This window comes from Shewanella chilikensis (assembly GCF_037953065.1).
Lineage (GTDB): Bacteria > Pseudomonadota > Gammaproteobacteria > Enterobacterales > Shewanellaceae > Shewanella > Shewanella chilikensis.
Window position 1 is genome coordinate 120,722 of the sequence record NZ_CP149966.1, and the last position, 19,470, is coordinate 140,191.

A 19,470-nucleotide genomic window follows, 5' to 3' on the forward strand; every position below is an offset into this window, starting at 1 on the left:
AAAATGTCCTGAAGCCGACAATATGAGCCAGATAGAAAAGCCACTAAAGTCTAAGCCAATGCCTTCTGCCGTGTCCGTGTTGATCGTCGACGACGAGCCCGGTATGCGCAGTTTTCTCAACAAAGCGCTGGCAAAGAAATTTGCCCTGGTAGAAACCGCCGCCAGCATAGAAGAAGCCGAACAACTGCGCAGTCGTTGTCACTTCGACCTGCTGATTGTGGATATACGTCTGCCCGGCCGCTCAGGTATTGAGTGGCGTGAGGCGCTGGATGATCAGGAGCGGCGCTCCGACATTATCTTTATGACGGGCTATGCCGATATGGAAGTGGCGATTCAGGCACTCAGGGCCGGCGCTTCCGACTTCATCATGAAGCCTTTCCATCTAGAGCAGATGATGAAGGCGGTCGACCGCTGCATCGAGCGGCGCTTGCTGAAGCGGGAAAATTTAATGCTGCGCCGGGAAGTGTCCAGTGGCTATTCCTCCACCATCATAGGCAACAGTGATGCCATGATGGAGGTCAAGCGGGTGATAGAGCGAGTGGCACCAACCAATGCGGTGGTGCTTATCGAAGGTGAGTCCGGCACGGGTAAGGAGCTGGTGGCCAGGCAACTTCACCTGCTCAGTGGTCGTCAGGGCCCGTTTGTGCCGGTTAACTGCGGCGCCATTGCTCCCGAGCTGCTGGAGAGTGAACTCTTTGGTCATACCGCTGGCTCTTTTACCGGTGCCAAGGGCAATCGCGAAGGTCTATTCAGCTTTGCCTCCGGAGGCACCATCTTCCTCGATGAGATCGGGGAAATGCCGCTGAAAATGCAGACGGCCTTGCTGCGGGTGTTGGAGCAAAAGGCGATTCGTCCGGTTGGCAGTGAAAAAGAAGTTAATATTGATGTCCGGGTGATAGCGGCAACCAACCGTAAGCTGGCTGAAGAGGTTGAAGCCGGGCATTTTCGCCGCGATCTCTTCTACCGTCTCAATGTGCTCGACATAGTTATCCCGCCATTACGGGAAAGACCGGATGATGTGGTGGAATTGACCCATCACTTTACCCGCCAGTTGGCCGCAGAGCTCGGGGTGAAAGAGGTGGTCTGGAGCCATGAAGACCTGCTCAAACTGCAGCAACATCAGTGGCCTGGGAATATTCGCGAATTGCGTAACATGATAGAGCGCTGCATTCTGCTCGGTAAACCACCGGCGGAATACTGGAAAGAACAGCCCAAGGCCGAACTGAATGCCCAGCCTGGCTATCCCCACGACTGGGCGCTCAAGGATGTGGAAAAAGACCATGTCACGGCCGTGGTTGATTCCCACGGCGGCAATAAGTCGGCGGCAGCCCGGGTGCTGGGAGTGTCTCGCAAGACTCTGGATCGTAAATATAAAGAGTGGTTTGACTGCGAGTCGGAGGTCTGAGCTTGTCACTGTTTAAACGGCTCTTTGGCCTGAGCTGGCAGCAGCTGCAGGCAAAGGTGCGTTATCGCATTCTGATCCTGACTCTGTTGCCCATCTTGCTGACGCTGGTGAGCCTGGTGTTTATCACCATTTACTGGAACATCAGCTACACAGGCAAACAGCTGTTTATGAAGGTCAAAGCCGACCTGACTGTGGCCAACAATACACTGGCTGCGGTGCAGGAGCGCCAGGAAAAGCAGCTGGAACATGTGATGCAGTCCTTCGACTTCCAGACCCATTTTCGCTCGATACTCGAAGGGGAGCAACTGAAGCAGAAAGAGCTCAGTGTTTTTCTGGATCAGCAACGTAAGGCGTTGGATCTCGATTTTCTGCGTTTGGTTAGAATCGCTGATGCTGCGGCCGATCCGGATTTGCGGCAGATGCTGCCCTTGGTTCAGGGACAAAGCGCCTATTCTGGGCTGATGGTGCTGTCCAGCTCGCGGCTGGCGCGAATCGATCCCGAGTTGGCCGAACGTGCCAAGATCCCGGTGAAAATGACCCTGAGGGCACAAAATCCCGACAGAGAAGTGGAAGAACGGGGCATGCTTAGCCGCAGCCTGCTGCCGGTAGCCGATGAAAACGGCAAGGTCGGCTGGTATCTGGATGGCGGGATCCTGTTTAATCGCAACACTCGTATCGTCGATCATATTCGCGATCTGGTCTATGACAAGGGCACATTGCCGGAACGTTCCATAGGCACTGTGACTATCTTCCTCGATAATATCCGCATCAGCACCAATGTGCCTCTGCATTTCTTCCCCAAAGAGGATGAGAATCGCGGCCGGGCATTGGGCACTCTGGTGTCTGAAGAGGTGCGTCAGCAGGTGTTGGTTAAAGGCCAACTCTGGGTCGATAGAGCCTTTGTGTACAACGACTGGTTTATCTCGGCCTATGCGCCGCTGACCGATATTCGTGGCCAGCGGATAGGCATGATCTATTCTGGTTTTTCCGAGTCGCCTTTTATCCACAATTATCTGCTTAATATCATAGAATTGGGCACCATTTTGATGTTGGTGTTGCTGGTTTCCGGACTCTTGGTTTATCGCGGCGCTTACAGTTTGTTGCAGCCGATAGAGCGTATTCACCAAGTGGTTAAGGCGGTGCAGTCCGGGCGTAATCTGCGTATCGGCGAGCTGGGACTGGACAGAGACAATGAGCTGGCCAACCTGGCCGAGCAGTTCGACCGTATGCTCGATTTATTGCAGCGCCGCAATGCGCAAATTCAAGCGGCGGCCGAGCAACTGGAGATGAAGGTCGAGGAACGTACCCGTAGCCTGCAGGAAAAAACCGAAGAGCTGCAGCGCAACGTGCAATTATTGAACGAAACCCGTCAGCAGTTGGTAACCAATGAAAAGTTGACTGCCCTCGGGGAACTGACCGCAGGGATTGCCCACGAGATCAACAACCCTACCGCCGTAATCCTCGGTAATATGGAACTGCTGCGGGTGGAGCTTGGCGACAATGCTGAGGTCGTTGAGGAGGAGATAGACCTCATCATCCAGCAGGTAGGGCGTATCAGCACTATTATCCGCAGCTTGCTGCAGTACAGCCGTCCCGGTGAATTCAATGCGCCGCTGGAGATGCATCAAATCACGCCTATTATCGAAGAGATGCAGCTGTTGGTACGTCACTCATTGGGTAAACAGGAAGTGGTGTTGTTGCCTGAGCTGAATGCCAGTTATCCGGTGCAGGTGAATCGTCCGCAACTGCTGCAGGTGTTGATCAATCTGGTGGTCAACGCTGCTCACGCTATGGATGGTAAGGGACGGATCTGGATCCGCACCTATGACTGGGTGGAGCAGGATGAGCCTGTGGGGATCAAGATAGAGATTGAAGATGAGGGATCAGGGATCCCACAGGAGCAGTTGAGCCGGATATTCGATCCCTTCTATACCACTCGTAAGGATGGTACCGGGCTTGGCTTGTCGCTGAGCTACGGTATTATCAAACGCATTGGCGGTACCATAGAAGTCAGCTCGACTTTGGGTAAGGGGACGCAGTTTACTGTCAGTATTTACCATATGGCCAAAGAGGATCAGTCTGGCCCCTATGATGGTTTGCTATTCGGGTAGGCTATTGGTTTACAAACAAAAAAAGAGCCGGGTAATTAACCCGGCCACAAAGAGTGTGTGAGCAATGTCGTGCTTTGCAAACTCAGGAACACCATAACTCTCAGCGGGTACTGCGGGCCTAAAGCTAAGGATGAGTTTTGGAACGCAAGTTAACGATAATCGTTCTCATTTATGTTTGCAACTGTTTTTTGGCTTTTCGCGGTAAAATTTTCCAGCCTAATTTTTCCTACCTTAGATTTCTGAACAGAAAATCCCTTAAGGTAATGATTTTTAATTACTTTAAACTTAGTTTCTCAGGCCGGGAGTCATTAGCTATTTGGGTGTTAAATCCAGACTAACGCCCCTTACTTAGTGCCGGATCCCCCAAGCAGGCTCGTAGAGAGGGAATATCGAATTCAGAAATAGCCGAACGGCATGGGGAAGCGCTGATGGAGAGAAGGAGCATAAAGCTTCGACACAAAAAAAGGGCCGGGTAATTAGCCCGGCCTAAAAGAGTGTGTGAGCAATGTCGTGCTTTGCAAACTCAGGAACACCATAACTTCAAGCAAATCTCAGTCGACTAGCGGTTAACTGACTCTCAGTTAAGGATGAGTTTTGGAACGCAAAACAGATGATAATGGTTCTCATTTTCGATTGCAACTGTTTTTGTCTGAATCTAAGTCAAATTTATCTCAGGCCTCAGATGCGATTGTCCCCTGTGCTACAAGCCAGGATGCGGCTGATGGCGGCCATGCTCCTGCCGCTGCTCTGCTGCCAATGATTGAATATCGCTTGTACCTGGGCCAGGCCGCTCTTTGAGCTGAAGCCTGCATCCACCAGTTTGTGGCTCTTGAGATAGTTTTGAACATCAGCGGTCAGCAGGAAGCTGTCTTTACCTATGCCACGCAAAAAATAGGGGCCGGTATTGCCACCCAAGCGTGCACCACGGCGTTTGAGTTCCTGCCACAGTGAGGTGATCTCCTCCACCGGCCAGAGGGCAATATATCGGGCCAGGCTGCCGTGTTCTCTGGCGATATCCTGCACCATGAGCGCGTTGTCATAAATGGCTTGGGTCTTTTTCTGGTGGCGAATGAGGCGGCTGTCCTCAGCTCGGGCCTGCAACTGCTCGGGGGAGAGCATCAACACTTTCATGGGTTCAAAGCCAAAGAAGGCCTCTTCATAGGCCGGCCATTTGTGTTCCACTACTTTCCAGACAAAACCACTCTGAAATACCTGTTTGCTGAGTGCTGAAAGCAACTCGGCATCTGTGTATTCCAGCAATTCTTCAGTGGAACAGACCCTGGGTAACAGGCTCTCCAGTCGCTCGGCGCCGCCTTTGCGCTCGCAGGCTCTGGCATAGATGGTGGCAAAATCTTCCGGCTTGCTCATGTGCTTTTCCCTTTTGATTGGTTCAGTTGCTGCCGCACCAGTGTAATACCAATCGGGATAAAGATGGCAGCGGATTAACAGCAATACTTGAGGCTTGGTTCCAAGACTGATCAAGCAGGACTTTTTTCAGTGAATGTTCAGCCCCAACAGACGTTTGATGCCCGAATTCAGATAATAAGTTTACCACCTGAAAAGGTGCCCATCACATCTCTCCACGTTGGACTTTTCAAGCGGAAGTGGGGGCAAACAGAGGGTGGATAATGCCTCGCGGCACTCATGGTAACGGGTCACGGCTTCCCTAAGCGGTAGCCAGCAACTAAAGTTAAAGTTGGTAACCATGGGGATCCCTGTCTATGGAGCTTTACTACCATCCATTGTCGCGTTATTCGCAAAAGGTGCTGCTGGCACTTTATGAAAAGCAGGCAAACTTCTTTCCCCGGGTAACGGATCTGCAGGATCCTTTGGAGCGCCAACACTATCTGCATTTCTATCCATCCGGGAAGCTGCCACTCTTGGTGTGCCAGGACGGCAGCTTATTGCCTGAATCCAGCATTATCATAGAGTATCTGGACAATAAAATGGACGCCGGCACCAGGCTGTTGCCCAAGGAGCCCGAGCTCAATCTGCAAGTGCGTCTCTATGACAGAATTGCCGATAACGACCTCAACAACAGTCTCTATCAGCTGGAGCAGCAATATAGCTTACCGGAAGAGCAGCAACTTTCTCTGGTGCAGCGTCAAATTGAAAACCGTCTCAGGCTTTGCCTGCGGGCGTTGGATTTACGTCTGGTTGAGCATCATTGGCTTTGCGGAGATGGGTTCACTTTGGCCGATTGTGCCTTAATCCCTTGTCTTGGTTACCTGCAGCGCAGTTTCAATTTACTGGATTACCAGCATTTGGGGCGCTACTGGCTGCAGGCGCAATTGCGGGGTTCCTGGATGTTGGTGCAGGATGAAGTGACTCTGGCTCAGGAGGAGGCCAGCAGCGGGCTCAGGCCCATCCCCTGAGCAAGAATTCAGCTGTTGCGGGCCTTTTTGAGATCCAGGAACGACTTCCACTTGATGATCTCTGCCGGTAACTCGGGCGTGGTCTCATCGAACCCGGCTTCCGTCAACAGGTTTTCCGTGGGTACAGGCTTGCGTTTGCAGACGAACAAACCTCTGACATGCACTATGGCATGCAGGCCTCTGTCCGACAGGAAACGCTGTTCTATGTAGAAATACTTTTCATCCCAGCCAACCACGCGAGAAGCAATTTCAAACTGCTGTAATGGCCTGATATCCCTTACATAGGTGAACTCAGCAGCATTGACTATCGGCATCCATTTCAGTTTTAGAAAGCGCTTCAGCAAGCCCATTTCGGCCATCATATAAGTGCGGGCCAGATCCATAAATGCCGGATAGCGGGAGTTGGTCAGGTGTAGGTTGATGTCACAGTCACTCGGTAAAGCCCGATAACGGATGCGGCTGGTGCCGAGAAAACCGATATCGTTTGCCCGGCGCACTCGCCAGAGCAGCAGCCAAAACAGGCGAAAGTAGAGGTTCATCAAAGGGTCCAAGAGTTGAGAGGCATTAAAGGCTATCAAAGGTCATACCAGACGGCAAGCGAGAACTGGCTCACAAAAAAGGCGCCCGCAGGCGCCTAATCAATTGCTTCTGCCTCAGGCTTGGATCCCTGAGTGACGCAGCAGTGCGTCTATGCTGGGCTCGCGGCCACGGAAGCGAGTAAATAGCACCATAGGCTCTTCACTGCCGCCCATCTCAAGTATGTTGTGCAGGAAGTCGCGTCCGGTACTCTCGTTGAAAATACCTTCCTCCTCGAAACGGGAGAAGGCATCGGCAGACAACACCTCGGCCCACTTGTAGCTGTAGTAGCCAGCGGCATAACCACCGGCAAAGATATGGGCGAAACCGTTCTGGAAGCGGTTGAACTCAGGCGGTGTGACCACTGCCACCTGGCGTCGAACCTCATCCAACATCTGCTGAATATGGGCGCCCTTGGCCGGATCAAACTCCTGATGCAGGCGGAAGTCGAACAGAGAGAACTCCAGTTGCCGCAGCATCATCATGCCGGACTGGAAGTTCTTGGCGGCCAGCATCTTGTCCAGCATCGCCTTGGGCAGCGGCTCCCCGGTCTGATAATGGCCGGAGATCTCCGCCAGCGCCTCTTCGGCCCAGCACCAGTTCTCCATAAACTGGCTTGGCAGCTCCACGGCATCCCAAGGTACGCCGTTGATGCCGGAAACCCCGCCGACATCGATGCGGGTCAGCATATGGTGAATACCATGACCAAATTCGTGGAACAGGGTAGTGACTTCGTCATGGGTAAACAGCGCCGGCTTGTCACCCACAGGACGATTGAAGTTACAGGTGAGGTAGGCTACCGGCTTTTGCAGGCCTGTGGCCGTCATCCGCCGGGTTCGGCAATCATTCATCCAGGCGCCGCCACGCTTGCCTTCACGGGCATAGAGGTCCAGATAGAAGCTGCCTCTGTGTTCGCCCTCGGCATCCAGGATGTGGAAAAAGCGCACATCTTTATGCCACTTGTCGAAATCCTGCTGCTCTTTGACATCCATGCCGAACAAGCGCTTGATGGTGTAGAACAGGCCGCTGAGCACCTTGTCTTCGGGGAAGAAGGGGCGTAGCTCTTCCTGAGATATCTCATACTTGTGCTGCTTGAGCTTTTCGCCGTAGTAACCCAGATCCCAGGCCGCCAACTCGGTTACACCATAATGCTCCTTGGCAAACTCCTTGAGTTCGGCCAACTCGGCCTTGGCTTGAGACTTGGAGCGCAGCGCCAGCTCATTGAGGAAGGCGATAACCTGCTCGGGCGATTGCGCCATCTTGGTGGCCAGGGACTTATCGGCATAGGTATCAAAGCCCAGTAACTGTGCCAACTCATGGCGCAGGCTCAGGATCTCGTCCATCAGCGGACCATTGTCGAACTCACCGGCATTGGGGCCTTGATCCGAAGCGCGGGTAACAAAGGCGCGGTAGCACTCTTCACGCAGACTGCGGTTGTCGCTGTAGGTCATGACCGGCAGATAGGATGGAAAATCCAGGGTGAATAGCCAACCTTGCTGTTCTTTGGCCTCGGCCATCGCCTTGGCGGCGGCAATGGCAGACTCTGGCAGACCGGCCAATTCGGCTTCATCGGTAACCAGCTTGCTCCAGGCATGTGTGGCATCCAGCAGTTGGTTGGAATAGGTGCTGCTGAGTTCGGACAGGCGCTTTACAATCTCTCCATAGCGGGCTTTTTGTTCATCATTGAGGCCTATTCCCGACAGTTCGAAGTCTCTCAGGCTATGTTCTATCACAGTCTGTTGCGCCTGACTGAGCTGGGCAAATTCCGCCGATGCCTTGAGCTCTTTATAGGCCTGATACAGGCCCTGATGTTGGCCGACAAAGGTGCTGTACTCAGACAACAATGGCAGACAGGCATCGTGCGCGGCGCGCCACTCTTCATTGCTGAGTACAGAATTCATATGGGAAATCGGCGACCAGATCTGGCTCAACTCATCGTCTACCTGCTCCAGAGGTGCCACCAGCTTCTCCCAAGTGTAAGGGCCTCCGGCGGCCAGCACGGCCTCTATTTTATCGCGGCATTTGGCTATGGCCTGTTCGACCGCCGGTTGAATATGCTCGGCCTTGATACTGGAAAAGGGTGGCAGCTCCTGTGCTGTCAGCAGCGGATTGGTCATTGTCTGTCCTCTCTTTGGGCGTGGGCCATAGGGCCTGCATTGGATGCCTGGTCTTGCCGCCATGGCGGCGAATATTCAGGGGCGTGGCTAATAGATAAGGGTTCTGCTTTGAATTATCAAGGTGATCAAAGCGATTGCTGTCATAGGTGAGAAACACATCCATGAAATATGCGCTTATCGGGTCGCCGGAAAGAGTCTGTTGAACAATGCACAAAAAAGCGATAAATGATAACTGGATCCAAAACACGATTCATTATCATTTACATGCATGGCTGGTGAAATAAAATAGCTTTACTTTGTAAGTTTGGTACGTTTTATGCGCTATCCGTTCTTGTTGTTGACACTCCTGTGCTGCAATACATTATTGGCCGATGAGGCTGCCGAAACCCTACTCATGCTGGGGTGGGACAGTCACTATGTTTCTGAGGGGCGGGACAACTTGTCTGCGGGAGGGATTGCCTGGAGTGGCATTCAGCATAGCCGTGATGGCCTGGGGGCCTTCGTGTTGTTTGGCCGAGCCGACAGTGTTAACTACGCCGAGCTCAATGCCGGGGTGGAATACTGTTTCAATCCACTCGAATCAGTGGAAGCCGGTGTCGGCATGCAGCGACTGGAGTTTTACGGTGATGAGCGCGCCCATGACAATGAGGTGTACGCCTATCTCGCCTATCAGGGGCTGAGCTGGCTGACACCATCGATTAACTATACCTATGCTACTGAAGCCTCTGGTTATTTTGTTGAGTTGAGCCTGCACAGCCACTGGCAAGTGAACGAGCAACTGACTCTGACCCCTTATGTGACCCAGGGATTCGACTTTGGCTATGCCAGCCAGACCCATGATGGCCCCAATCATCTGCAGCTTGGTGTAGAGGCATGCTACTCATTAACCCCTTCTTTGGTGGCTTCCTTGCATTTGAGCCACAGCATAGCGCAGGACGATATCAAGCAGCAGGCGCAAGCAGAGGGTTGGCATGGCGATCTGGCTCAGTCTTATGCCGGCTTGCATCTGCAGTGGCAGTTTTAAATTGGCTAACATTCACCGCAGCTTCTAGACTCTGATGTGAAGACAAACAGCATCGACGGATCGATGCGGAGGGACAGGGAATGTTAACCTACAGAATCGGCGGGCTTTGCTGCCTGCTCCTTTGGTTGGGAGTCGCCCCATTGGTTGAATCCCAGGCCGAATCAAGCTCAGACTTGAATCCAGACCTGAATCCAGTGTCGGGTTCAGAGCCCTCAATAGATAAGCAACTCAGCGACCCGGGCAAAGAGTCAGGTTCGCTCCCTCTGGGATTGGTGCTCGACAGCGAAGGTAATCCTATTGCCATTCCACAGCAGTTTGAAGCCGCGCTTGAATATGAGTCTGCACCCTTGCCCAAGGCCTCGCGCGACAGTAAACCAACCAAATCCCGAAAAAAGCAGGCATCCAAGCCTCGCCGCCAAATCGCCGATGATCCCAGTTGTCGCTGGTTGGATAAGCGAATGACAGAGCTGGAGCGGCGCCTCAGGCAGAAAGATTCCCACACTGCCAGATATTTGCAGGCTGAACTCGGTGAGCATCAACAGCAGTTTCGTTGCCTCAAGTGCTCGGGTTCAGGGCCTGAGACTCAGGATTATTCCCGCTGCCGCTTGTATCATTGAAATTTTTACCGGCAGACTCTGGTCTGGTCACTTGATCTGAATCCCCCTACAATGGCTCACAAGTATCCCGTCAGACGGGAGGTCGCCCTGTTGGGCGAGTTAGTCAGTATCAATCTACGGAGATAAACATGGCACAACATTTTGACTATATCTGCCTGGGTGCGGGCAGCGGTGGTATTGCGTCAGCCAATAGAGCCGCTATGCGTGGCGCCAAGGTCTTGCTGATTGAAGCCAAACACCTGGGTGGTACCTGCGTCAACGTCGGCTGTGTGCCCAAAAAGGTCATGTGGTATGGCGCCCAAGTGGCCGAAGCCATGCATCTCTATGCCAAAGATTATGGTTTTGATGTCAGCGTCAACCAGTTTGACTGGAACACTCTGGTGGCCAGTCGTGAAGCCTATATCGAACGGATCCATGGTTCCTATGAACGCGGTCTGGCCAACAACAAAGTCACTGTGGTTAACGGCTATGGCCGCTTTGTTGATAACCACACCATTGAGGTCGACGGCGAACACTATAGTGCCGAGCATATTCTGATAGCTACCGGTGGCGCGCCCAGCATTCCCGCCATTCCCGGGGCAGAATATGGCATAGACTCGGACGGTTTCTTTGCCCTGCGTGAACAGCCCAAGCGGGTAGCCGTAGTGGGTGCCGGTTATATCGCGGTGGAAATTGCCGGTGTATTGCATGCCCTTGGCAGTGAAACCCATCTGTTTGTACGCAAACATGCGCCGCTGCGTAACTTCGACCCCATGCTCTATGAAACACTGATGGAGTCCATGGCCAGCGAAGGGCCTTCGCTGCATACCCAGAGTATTCCCAAGGAAGTGCGTAAAAATGCCGATGGCAGCCTGACTCTGGTGCTGGAAAACGCTGAAGAGTACACAGTGGACTGCCTGATCTGGGCCATTGGTCGGGCACCGGCCACAGGCAATATCGGCCTTGAAAATACCGATGTGCAGTTGGATCCCAAGGGATATGTGATAACTGATGCCCAGCAAAACACCAGCGCTAAAGGGGTTTACTGTGTCGGTGACATCATGGCGGGCGGAGTAGAGCTGACACCGGTTGCCGTCAAGGCGGGTCGCTTGCTGTCAGAGCGTCTCTTTGGCGCCCAGCCGGATGCCAAGATGGACTATGACTGCATCCCGACTGTGGTCTTCAGCCACCCGCCAATTGGCACCATGGGGCTGACAGAGCCTGAGGCCAAAGAGCGCTTCGGTGAGGATCAGGTGAAGGTCTACACTTCCTCCTTTACCTCCATGTACACAGCGGTTACTGCGCACCGTCAGGCTTGTAAGATGAAGCTGGTTTGTGCCGGCGCCGATGAAAAAGTCGTCGGGATCCATGGTATCGGCTTTGGTATGGATGAAATCCTTCAGGGCTTTGGCGTTGCCATCAAGATGGGCGCCACCAAGGCTGACTTTGATGCCGTAGTCGCTATCCATCCAACGGGCGCAGAAGAGTTTGTTACTATGCGTTAAACAAGTGGATGCATATCGCAGGTAAAATAGGCCAGAAGCAGTGCTTCTGGCCTATTTTAGTTTTGCCCCTATTAGAGAGAGTACGCTGAAGCCATATTATTTGGTGTACTTTGTAGGTAGTGATTACCTTAGAAGATATCAATTGCCTTCCGTAATCTTGGTTAAAAAATATCACATTGTGAACATTGTTTTTTATTTTGAAGGCTGTTAGTCTGCTGCCATCTCTTTTCAGGAATGGACACTATGGCAAGACGCAAGGAACACAGTCATCAAGAGATCCGGCTCATGGCACTGGATGCCGTCGAGCAGTTGTTGACGCAGGAGGAATATACCCGCCTGAGTCTTAGACGGATCGCCTCCCAAGTGGGCTATGCCCCCAGTACCCTAATCAACCTGTTTGGTAGCTACAACTATCTGCTCCTGAGCGTATCCGCCAGGGTCTTGGAGCGCCTGCTTGAGCAAATACAGCTGGTGTGTGAACAAACATTCGCAACCGGCGAGCTGAAGCTGTTGGCACTGGCCAAGGCTTATGCCGAGTTTGCCCATAGCCAACCCCAGGCATTTCGTTTGGTGTTTGCCTTACATCTGGGGCCGGAAGAACCTCTGCCCAAATCGCAACAACAGCTGATTGCCGAGCTGATAGGCTTGCTCGAACAGCAACTCGGTGACTTGTTGCCAAACTTGCCCTCATCCAAGCTGGCGCTCGCCAGTCGTAGCTTCTGGAGCAGTATCCATGGGCTAACCGGCCTGGCGCTGGACGATAAGCTTTTCAGTCAGGCTTCTTGGTTGCAGTTACTGACATTTCAGGTGCACTTGTGGTGGACGGCAATGCAACAGGAGGAGGGCGTATGTTCCTGAGCAAACGATTTTTACCCTATTTCGCCACTCAATGTTTGGGGGCGCTCAACGACAACATCTACAAGAATGTGTTGCTGCTGCTGGTGACCTACAGCCAGGTCGATAACCTGCCGATGAGTGTGGATTTGTTTGTCAATCTGGCGGCGGGGATCTTCATCCTGCCTTTCTTTCTGTTTTCCGCCCATGCGGGCATGGTAGCCGACAATATGGATAAGGCGCTGATGATCCGTAGGTTAAAGCTGCTGGAGCTTATCATCATGTCCTGCGCCGCCGCGGCGATTATGGCGCAAAGTTATCTGTTGATGTTGCTGCTGCTGTTTCTTACCGGCACCCAATCGGCCTACTTTGGTCCGGTAAAATACTCGCTGCTGCCGCAGGCGCTTAGAGAGGACGAGTTGGTAACCGGCAACGCCTGGGTAGAGATGGGCACCTTCCTGTCTATTTTGATAGGCACTCTAAGTGCCGGGCTGCTGGTAACCAGTGACAACGGCCTGATGTGGGCGGCGATAACTGTATCTGTGCTGGCCTTGGCCGGTTTCCTCTCCAGCCGGGCGATTCCATCACTGCCGGCGCCGTTGCCGATAGACAAGGTACGCTTTGCGCCCTTGTCCGGCACTCTGGCCAGTATCAAGCGGGTACGGCAAACGCCGTCAATCTGGATGGCGATTCTGGCAATCAGCTGGTTCTGGTTTTTGGGTGCCACCTACCTGACCCAGTTCCCCAATTTTGCCAGAGGCTCACTGCACTCGGATGCCACTGTGGTGTCGTTGCTGCTGGCGCTGTTTTCCATAGGTATTGCGGTCGGCTCCTTTGTTTGTGAGCGTTTCTCCTTTGGCCATGTAGAGCTGGGATTGTTGCCTTTCGGGGTAGCAGGGTTAACCTTCTTTGGCCTGGATCTGCTGTGGGCCATTCCTGACTACAGCCAACTGCCGGCGGGATATCTCTACGACATAGCCGAGTTTGTCGGCCGCAGTGAACACTTCAGGTTGATGTTGGCACTGTTTATGGTGGGCGTCAGTGGCGGCCTGTTTATTGTGCCTCTGTACGCCTTTATTCAGTCGCGTTCGGCCCCCGGTGAATGTGCCCAGGCCATAGCCGCCAACAATATCATCAATGCCTTGTTTATGGTGTGCTCGGCGATATTGTCAATCATCTTGCTGGAGCTGGTGGGTCTGTCGATCCCTCAGCTATTTACTCTGCTGGCGGTATTCAACGCCGTGGTGGCGTTGTATGTGTATAGCAGGGTGCCTGAATTTACGCTGAGGTTTATCAGCTACCTGCTGAGCCATCTCTTGTACCGTCTCAAGGTTGAAGGCCGGGAAAACATTCCCAAGCAGGGGGCCGCCGTGCTGGTGTGTAACCATGTCAGTTACGTCGATGCCTTGGTGTTGCTGGGAGCATCCACTCGTCCGGTGCGTTTTGTGATGGACAAGAGCATAAGTGAAATGCCCTTGCTCAAGTATCTGTTCCGCCACGCCGGGGTGATCCCTATCTGCTCACCGAAAAAGTGCGCTGATACTTACACCCGAGCCTTCGAGCGTATTCACCAGGCGCTGACCAATGAGGAGTTGGTGTGTATTTTCCCTGAGGGCAGGTTGTCTCCTGATGGTGAGTTACATGAGTTTCGGCCCGGTATCGAACAGATACTGGCAAAGGATCCTGTGCCTGTGGTGCCAATGGCGCTCAAAGGTTTGTGGGGATCTTTCTTCAGCCACAAAGATGGCCATGCCCTGACGACCCGTCCAAGACGTTTCTGGTCAAGGCTTAAGGTCAATATTGCAGCTCAGGTACCCGGCGCGGAGGAGAGCCGCCACTCGCTGCAACAGCGGGTAGCCGATCTGCTGGCCAAACCCGACAGCTGAGGTAATGTCAACGAAAGAGCCCGGCAGTTGCCGGGCTCTTCAGATTGAATCTCTCTTGCTTTTGAATTCATTTGGAGCGGTTTGACCGCCTCTCATCCAGCCACTGGTGAATGGCCTGACGGTCACCGCGGAAGATGATCCGCTCGGCCTTTTTCTCCAGTTGGTACTGATACATGGGGTCGTAATACTTCTCCAGCAGTAGCGAGATCCACTCCAGATGTTGCTCTGTAGTGTTGCGTTGCAGCTGGGTCTGCAAGCTTGAGTCGACCAACTGCAACAGTTGATCAGTTTGTTGGTGCCCCATACGCTTACGTATGCCCTCGACACTCTGACGCAGATAGGCGCCGAACGCCGCCATGCCTTCTTCTGCGCCATAATGCTGTTCAAAACCTCGCTGCATCTTGTGCACATATTCATCCAGAAGACGAGGGAGTCTGGCCTCCAGTGGCTCTTCCAACACCAAAACCTGGGCCTGTTGCATGGCACTGAAAAAGACTTTGGGTATGGCGCGGCGGCCAATCAGGAAGCTTTCATCTTCCAGCAGCAGACAGGACTCTTGCCTTTCTTGATGCCTCAACAGCTCCCGAGCCAAACTGTTTTCAAAATTGATCTGACTGGGCTGCGGAGTAACATTCTTGCCAAAGCTTGACCCTCTGTGATTGGCAGTGCCTTCCAGATCCACTGACTCGCTGCGACTGAGAATAAACTCTGTCTTGCCTGAGCCGGTAATGCCGCTGAGGATCAACAGCTGTTGCTGCTGCGGGGTGTTATCTATGGTATCGATAAGGTATTGGCGCATTGCCTTGTAGCCGCCCTGAATATAGGGCACTTCAAGACCGGCCTCGCGGATCCATTGCTGGGTCAGCTGAGATCTCAGGCCACCCCGAAAACAGTAGAGGTTGGCATCTGGGTGGGCGCTGAAGAAATCCAGCCAGGCTTGAATACGCGCGGCCTTGAGCTTGCCTTTGACCAGCGAATGACCGAGCTCTATGGCGGCAGCCTGTCCATGCTCTTTATAACAGGTGCCCACCTTCTGCCTTTCGCTGTCATTCATCAATGGCAGGTTGGTGCTGGCAGGAAAGGCACCCTTGGCAAACTCAACCGGCGCCCGCAGATCGACCAGGGGACGATCGGATAGGAATATCTCCCGGTACTCTGCGGGCGCGATTATCTGTCGACTCATACCAGCTCCACCCATTGCTGACGGTCATTGCGATGGTCGAGCGCACCTATACAGTGTAGCTCCAGCCCTTGGCTGGTCAGCAGTTGCTGCAGTTCGGCCTCACCCTCGGCGCTGACGGCGATAAGTAAGCCACCGCTGGTTTGCGGATCGCACAGTAAGGCTTTTTGTTGCTCGGAAACCTCGGGGAGGTGCTCACCGTAGCTGTCAAAGTTTCTGTGGGTGCCACCCGGGATACAACCCATGGCCAGATACTCGGAGGCTTTTTCCAGCAGTGGCAGTTTGGCGGTATCTATGCTGGCCTTGAGGTCGGCGCCCTGGCACATCTCCAGCAGGTGGCCTGCCAGACCAAAGCCTGTCACATCTGTCATGGCGTGAACCGCGCTTATCTTGGCGACTTCGGCACCTATCTTATTGAGTTGGCACATGGCTTCGGGGGCGATATTGACATCCTGCGGCGCCAGCTTCTTCTGCTTTTGTGCCGTGGTCAGTATGCCAATTCCCAAGGGCTTGGTGAGATAGAGCTTATCACCCGCCTTGGCGGTATCGTTCTGCTTGAGGTGCTCCAGCGCCACTGTGCCGGTTACCGCCAGGCCGAAGATAGGCTCAGGCGCGTCTATGCTATGGCCTCCGGCCAGCATGATCCCGGCATCCATGCAGGCTTGGCGTCCACCATCCACTACCTGCTGGGCTATCTCGGGTGACAGCTTGTTCACCGGCCAGCCAAGAATGGCAATCGCCATAATAGGCTTGCCGCCCATGGCGTAGATATCGCTGATGGCGTTGGTTGCCGCGATACGGCCGAAAGTGAAAGGGTCATCGACTATCGGCATAAAGAAGTCTGTGGTGCTGATAATGCCGGTGTGATCATCCAACTGATACACGGCCGCATCATCCCGGCTCTGGTTGCCGACCAACAGGCGGGGATCTTTAAAGTCCGGCAGTTGAGACGCCAAAATGGTACTGAGGACTTTGGGAGAAATCTTGCAACCGCAACCTGCGCCGTGGCTGTATTCCGTGAGTTTTACTGACTGATCTGACATAGCCGGGTCCCTGAGTGATTGAAATAACCCCTGATCATAAACAGAAACGGTCGCAGTACAAGCCGACCGTTTCACAACTCAGGTAAATTCTGTTAAGCCGATCGCCAAACCTCGCAAGGCTACGATAAGGTCTTAAGCTATGCTGGCTCGTAGTTGGCGCCATTGTTTTCGTTGGGCGTGAAAACGTAAACGCATTTCCGTTACCTGAGACAGCAGATGCTTATCCGCCAACTGCTGCTTGCGGGCCTCAAGCAGCGCCTTCTTGGCTTCAAAGTAGGCCAGCAAGTGGCTCTTCAATTCCTCGTACTCTGCCTGCAGCTTTTCCAGGATCTCCTCGCAATTGGGCAGATGGGCCACCTTATGCTGGGCGCGCTTGAATTGCATCTGCAGTTTGGCGGCTTCGATGCGCTCCTGAGGGCTCTTGCGCAGGTCTTTTGTTAGGCCAAACCAGGACAGGAAACGGATCAACCACTTGGTGGGGTCGTAATGCCACCAGTGGATACCATTGCGGTAATCGTTTTCAAAGATATGGTGGAAGTTATGGTAACCTTCACCATAAGTGAACAGCGCCAGCACACCGTTATCTCTGGCACTGTTGCGATCTGTATAGGGTTGTTTGCCCCAGATATGCGCCAGCGAGTTAATGAAGAAGGTGCAGTGATGCACTACCACCAGGCGGAGCAGACCAGCCAGCAGCAACATCGACAGGATATCGCCGTTCAACCAGCCAAGCAGAGCGGGGAGGCCCACATTCATCAATAGCGCCAGCAGCAGATAATGCTTATGCTGCCACATGACTATGGCATCGTTTTGCAGGTCTCTGACGTTGTTATAGTCGTGATAACGTTGTGCCTGATATTCCCTGAGCATCCAACCAATATGGCTATACCAGAAACCCATGTTCGCTGAGTAGGGATCCTTGTCATTGTCATCCACATGCTTGTGATGGATACGGTGATCCGAAGCCCAATGCAAGGCACTGTTCTGCAACGCCAGCGCACCGCCCAGGGCAAACAGGAAACGCACGGCCGGGTGAGCCTTATAAGCCTTATGTGACCACAGCCTATGGTAACCGGCGGTGATAGACAAGCCACTGGCGAAGGCCAACAGTACGAAGGTGAGCCACTCGCTGAGCTCAAAGCCATGGCTGATGCCTCGCCAAGGCACCAGAATACAGGCACCGGCAAACGTCAGCAGGAAGAGGATCAGGTTGGTCCAGATGAGGGGAGGTTTTTTCATTATGATGACTTCCAAAACGCTTTAAGCTAACAAGTGTACGCTAAGTTGCTATTGGAGCACAATCACAGTGACACCAGCCGAGGATGTGATTATTGAGTAAAGCCTGTATTATTTGCGCAACAGATCCAGTGAATGGAATAAAGATGGGTATCAGAGCACAGCAGAAAGAGAAAACCCGCCGCGCCTTGGTGGATGCAGCATTCAATCAACTGAGTGCCGAGCGCAGCTTTTCCAGCCTGAGTCTTAGGGAAGTGGCCAGGGAAGCCAATATAGCGCCAACCTCTTTCTACCGTCATTTCAAGGATATGAATGAGCTGGGGCTGACCATGGTCGATGAAGGTGGCTTGACGCTGAGACAGATGATGCGTAAGGGACGTCAGCGCGCCGAGGCCGGTGGCAGTGTTATCCGCATCTCGGTCGACACCTTTATGGAAGTACTGGAATCCAACCCCAACGTATTCAGGATCCTGCTGCATGAACGCTCAGGCACCTCGGCAGCCTTTCGTGCCGCCGTGGCGCGGGAGATTGAACACTTTATCTCGGAACTGGCGCACTACACCGAGGACACCGCCGGCCGCAGCCCTGAGTTGGCCAGGGCACAGGCTGAGGCATTGGTGACTCTGGTGTTCAATGCCGGCGCCGCCGCCCTGGATATGAAACGTGCTGATCGTAAGATCCTGGCCGACCGACTGGTGACTCAACTGCGAATGGTGGCAACGGGTGCCGAAGCGCTGCAGCAAAAGCGTGATAGCCGCTAAATTGCGGATGTAGATTTTTCTGGAAAAAATAACGGTCAACCAAATCTGAATAGATAAACCTGACCTATTTAGATTTGGTACACCCTATAATACTTTTCCCTCCTCAGGTCCGTTTCTAAATGTTTTACTTTAAGCAAGCTATTATTAGTGGATAGAGAATCGTTGAATATAAGCCTTTGGTATAGTGCTCTAAGCCTTCAAGCTGGACGATGATTTTTCTGCGATACCTGGAGACCGAATTTGTAGTAGTTTAGAAAACCCGCTATTAGCTTACTATGAAATATATTTAATTTGTTTTAGCCAACAATGCCATTAAAGAGAGTTGCCTGGAAAAGAGAACTGTAATAGCCATTTGACATAATTCCAATGTCAGAATTTTCGTACATTAATAGGGATTTTTCTTAACGATATTCTTTAAACAAGTCTTTATAGTCTGCCTAAACTATCTTTGGGAGGCTGTCAATGGATTTCAGAACTTACCGAGAGTTGGCATTAACAGCTGAACCAGGTTGGGGGATAGCTTTTCTGAAACAACATAAATATGAAATTTATCATCAGACACTCTACTGGCTGATGGATACTGGACTCCATATTTCAAAAGACGAGTTATACGTTGAGCAGTTGGCAGGTTGTGACATTATTTTTTGTCGTTTACACCCTTTTCGCTTGGAGAGCTTCTTAAGAAGCCAAGATATTCCACTTTACAAGAGTGACAGTGAGTCTCGTTGGGTTTTACCTCAACCTATTTTGCCATATCATTATCGTCGTTGGCGAGCCTCTTTGATTATGACATTAGATTGATTTGTTAATCTTACTTTTCT

The 19,470-nt window shown here is 52.7% G+C and carries 16 protein-coding genes; 10 read left to right on the forward strand and 6 right to left on the reverse strand.

Annotation, left to right across the window (positions count from 1 at the left end):
- Positions 1-22: 22 nt before the first annotated feature.
- Positions 23-1,405 (forward strand): sigma-54-dependent transcriptional regulator, encoded by a 1,383-nt coding sequence (locus WKR14_RS00560; RefSeq protein ID WP_039035395.1) that lies wholly within the window; start codon positions 23-25, stop codon positions 1,403-1,405.
- 2 nt (positions 1,406-1,407) lie between these two features.
- Complete coding sequence (locus WKR14_RS00565; protein ID WP_101053229.1) at positions 1,408-3,516, forward strand: sensor histidine kinase; 2,109 nt, start codon at positions 1,408-1,410, stop codon at positions 3,514-3,516.
- A 678-nt stretch (positions 3,517-4,194) separates the two neighbouring features.
- Here the strand turns inward: WKR14_RS00565 and WKR14_RS00570 are convergent.
- Complete coding sequence (locus tag WKR14_RS00570; RefSeq protein WP_165564256.1) at positions 4,195-4,884, reverse strand: DNA-3-methyladenine glycosylase I; 690 nt, start codon at positions 4,882-4,884, stop codon at positions 4,195-4,197.
- A gap of 353 nt (positions 4,885-5,237) precedes the next feature.
- Between WKR14_RS00570 and WKR14_RS00575 the strand changes: the two genes are divergently transcribed.
- On the forward strand, positions 5,238-5,891 hold the full coding sequence (locus WKR14_RS00575) for a glutathione S-transferase family protein (protein ID WP_144190848.1): 654 nt from the start codon (positions 5,238-5,240) through the stop codon (positions 5,889-5,891).
- Positions 5,892-5,899: 8 nt separating this feature from the next.
- Here WKR14_RS00575 and WKR14_RS00580 read toward each other — a convergent pair whose 3' ends face one another.
- Together WKR14_RS00580 and prlC are read right to left on the reverse strand one after the other, a co-directional pair.
- Positions 5,900-6,430, reverse strand: a complete 531-nt coding sequence (locus WKR14_RS00580) for a thioesterase family protein (protein WP_025009092.1) — start codon at positions 6,428-6,430, stop codon at positions 5,900-5,902.
- A gap of 114 nt (positions 6,431-6,544) precedes the next feature.
- Positions 6,545-8,584: an oligopeptidase A gene (gene prlC / locus WKR14_RS00585; RefSeq protein ID WP_165564257.1), complete on the reverse strand. Its 2,040-nt coding sequence runs from the start codon at positions 8,582-8,584 to the stop codon at positions 6,545-6,547.
- Positions 8,585-8,900: 316 nt separating this feature from the next.
- Here prlC and WKR14_RS00590 point away from each other — a divergent pair, with 316 nt between their 5' ends.
- The 5 genes from WKR14_RS00590 (at position 8,901) to WKR14_RS00610 (ending at position 14,429) form a co-directional block, all read left to right on the forward strand.
- Positions 8,901-9,608 (forward strand): hypothetical protein, encoded by a 708-nt coding sequence (locus WKR14_RS00590; protein WP_339087203.1) that lies wholly within the window; start codon positions 8,901-8,903, stop codon positions 9,606-9,608.
- An 80-nt stretch (positions 9,609-9,688) separates the two neighbouring features.
- The gene (locus WKR14_RS00595; protein WP_248952222.1) at positions 9,689-10,225 is read left to right on the forward strand and encodes a hypothetical protein; all 537 of its coding nucleotides are present in this window, start codon (positions 9,689-9,691) and stop codon (positions 10,223-10,225) included.
- Positions 10,226-10,353: 128 nt separating this feature from the next.
- Positions 10,354-11,709 carry a glutathione-disulfide reductase gene (gorA, locus tag WKR14_RS00600; protein WP_101053217.1) on the forward strand — a complete coding sequence of 452 codons (1,356 nt, stop codon included), beginning with the start codon at positions 10,354-10,356 and terminating at the stop codon, positions 11,707-11,709.
- Between the two features lie 243 nt (positions 11,710-11,952).
- The gene (locus WKR14_RS00605) at positions 11,953-12,567 is read left to right on the forward strand and encodes a TetR/AcrR family transcriptional regulator (RefSeq protein WP_165564259.1); all 615 of its coding nucleotides are present in this window, start codon (positions 11,953-11,955) and stop codon (positions 12,565-12,567) included.
- Positions 12,558-14,429, forward strand: a complete 1,872-nt coding sequence (locus WKR14_RS00610; RefSeq protein WP_165564260.1) for an MFS transporter — start codon at positions 12,558-12,560, stop codon at positions 14,427-14,429. The genes WKR14_RS00605 and WKR14_RS00610 overlap by 10 nt, the downstream gene beginning before the upstream one ends.
- Before the next feature lie 67 nt (positions 14,430-14,496).
- On the opposite strand, the gene mnmH is transcribed toward WKR14_RS00610, so the two are convergent.
- From mnmH to WKR14_RS00625, 3 genes are all read right to left on the reverse strand, one after another.
- Positions 14,497-15,612 (reverse strand): tRNA 2-selenouridine(34) synthase MnmH, encoded by a 1,116-nt coding sequence (gene mnmH, locus WKR14_RS00615; protein ID WP_224866822.1) that lies wholly within the window; start codon positions 15,610-15,612, stop codon positions 14,497-14,499.
- Positions 15,609-16,652, reverse strand: a complete 1,044-nt coding sequence (gene selD, locus WKR14_RS00620) for a selenide, water dikinase SelD (protein WP_339087205.1) — start codon at positions 16,650-16,652, stop codon at positions 15,609-15,611. Before selD ends, mnmH begins: the two co-directional genes overlap by 4 nt.
- Positions 16,653-16,784: 132 nt before the next feature.
- Positions 16,785-17,891 carry an acyl-CoA desaturase gene (locus WKR14_RS00625; RefSeq protein ID WP_101053207.1) on the reverse strand — a complete coding sequence of 369 codons (1,107 nt, stop codon included), beginning with the start codon at positions 17,889-17,891 and terminating at the stop codon, positions 16,785-16,787.
- Between the two features lie 143 nt (positions 17,892-18,034).
- Here WKR14_RS00625 and fabR point away from each other — a divergent pair, with 143 nt between their 5' ends.
- On the forward strand, positions 18,035-18,649 hold the full coding sequence (fabR, locus tag WKR14_RS00630; protein ID WP_025010659.1) for an HTH-type transcriptional repressor FabR: 615 nt from the start codon (positions 18,035-18,037) through the stop codon (positions 18,647-18,649).
- Between the two features lie 462 nt (positions 18,650-19,111).
- A complete protein-coding gene (locus tag WKR14_RS00635; protein ID WP_146225983.1) occupies positions 19,112-19,450 on the forward strand; it encodes a hypothetical protein in 339 nt (112 codons plus the stop codon).
- Positions 19,451-19,470: the final 20 nt, after the last annotated feature.

Coding starts and splice junctions, on each gene's coding strand:
- WKR14_RS00560 (WP_039035395.1), top strand. CDS start 23: ATGAGCCAGATAGAAAAGCCACTAAAGTCTAAGCCAATGCCTTCTGCC.
- WKR14_RS00570 (WP_165564256.1), bottom strand. CDS start 4,884: ATGAGCAAGCCGGAAGATTTTGCCACCATCTATGCCAGAGCCTGCGAG.
- WKR14_RS00575 (WP_144190848.1), top strand. CDS start 5,238: ATGGAGCTTTACTACCATCCATTGTCGCGTTATTCGCAAAAGGTGCTG.
- WKR14_RS00580 (WP_025009092.1), bottom strand. CDS start 6,430: ATGAACCTCTACTTTCGCCTGTTTTGGCTGCTGCTCTGGCGAGTGCGC.
- prlC (WP_165564257.1), bottom strand. CDS start 8,584: ATGACCAATCCGCTGCTGACAGCACAGGAGCTGCCACCCTTTTCCAGT.
- WKR14_RS00590 (WP_339087203.1), top strand. CDS start 8,901: ATGCGCTATCCGTTCTTGTTGTTGACACTCCTGTGCTGCAATACATTA.
- WKR14_RS00595 (WP_248952222.1), top strand. CDS start 9,689: ATGTTAACCTACAGAATCGGCGGGCTTTGCTGCCTGCTCCTTTGGTTG.
- gorA (WP_101053217.1), top strand. CDS start 10,354: ATGGCACAACATTTTGACTATATCTGCCTGGGTGCGGGCAGCGGTGGT.
- WKR14_RS00605 (WP_165564259.1), top strand. CDS start 11,953: ATGGCAAGACGCAAGGAACACAGTCATCAAGAGATCCGGCTCATGGCA.
- WKR14_RS00610 (WP_165564260.1), top strand. CDS start 12,558: ATGTTCCTGAGCAAACGATTTTTACCCTATTTCGCCACTCAATGTTTG.
- mnmH (WP_224866822.1), bottom strand. CDS start 15,612: ATGAGTCGACAGATAATCGCGCCCGCAGAGTACCGGGAGATATTCCTA.
- selD (WP_339087205.1), bottom strand. CDS start 16,652: ATGTCAGATCAGTCAGTAAAACTCACGGAATACAGCCACGGCGCAGGT.
- WKR14_RS00625 (WP_101053207.1), bottom strand. CDS start 17,891: ATGAAAAAACCTCCCCTCATCTGGACCAACCTGATCCTCTTCCTGCTG.
- fabR (WP_025010659.1), top strand. CDS start 18,035: ATGGGTATCAGAGCACAGCAGAAAGAGAAAACCCGCCGCGCCTTGGTG.
- WKR14_RS00635 (WP_146225983.1), top strand. CDS start 19,112: ATGGATTTCAGAACTTACCGAGAGTTGGCATTAACAGCTGAACCAGGT.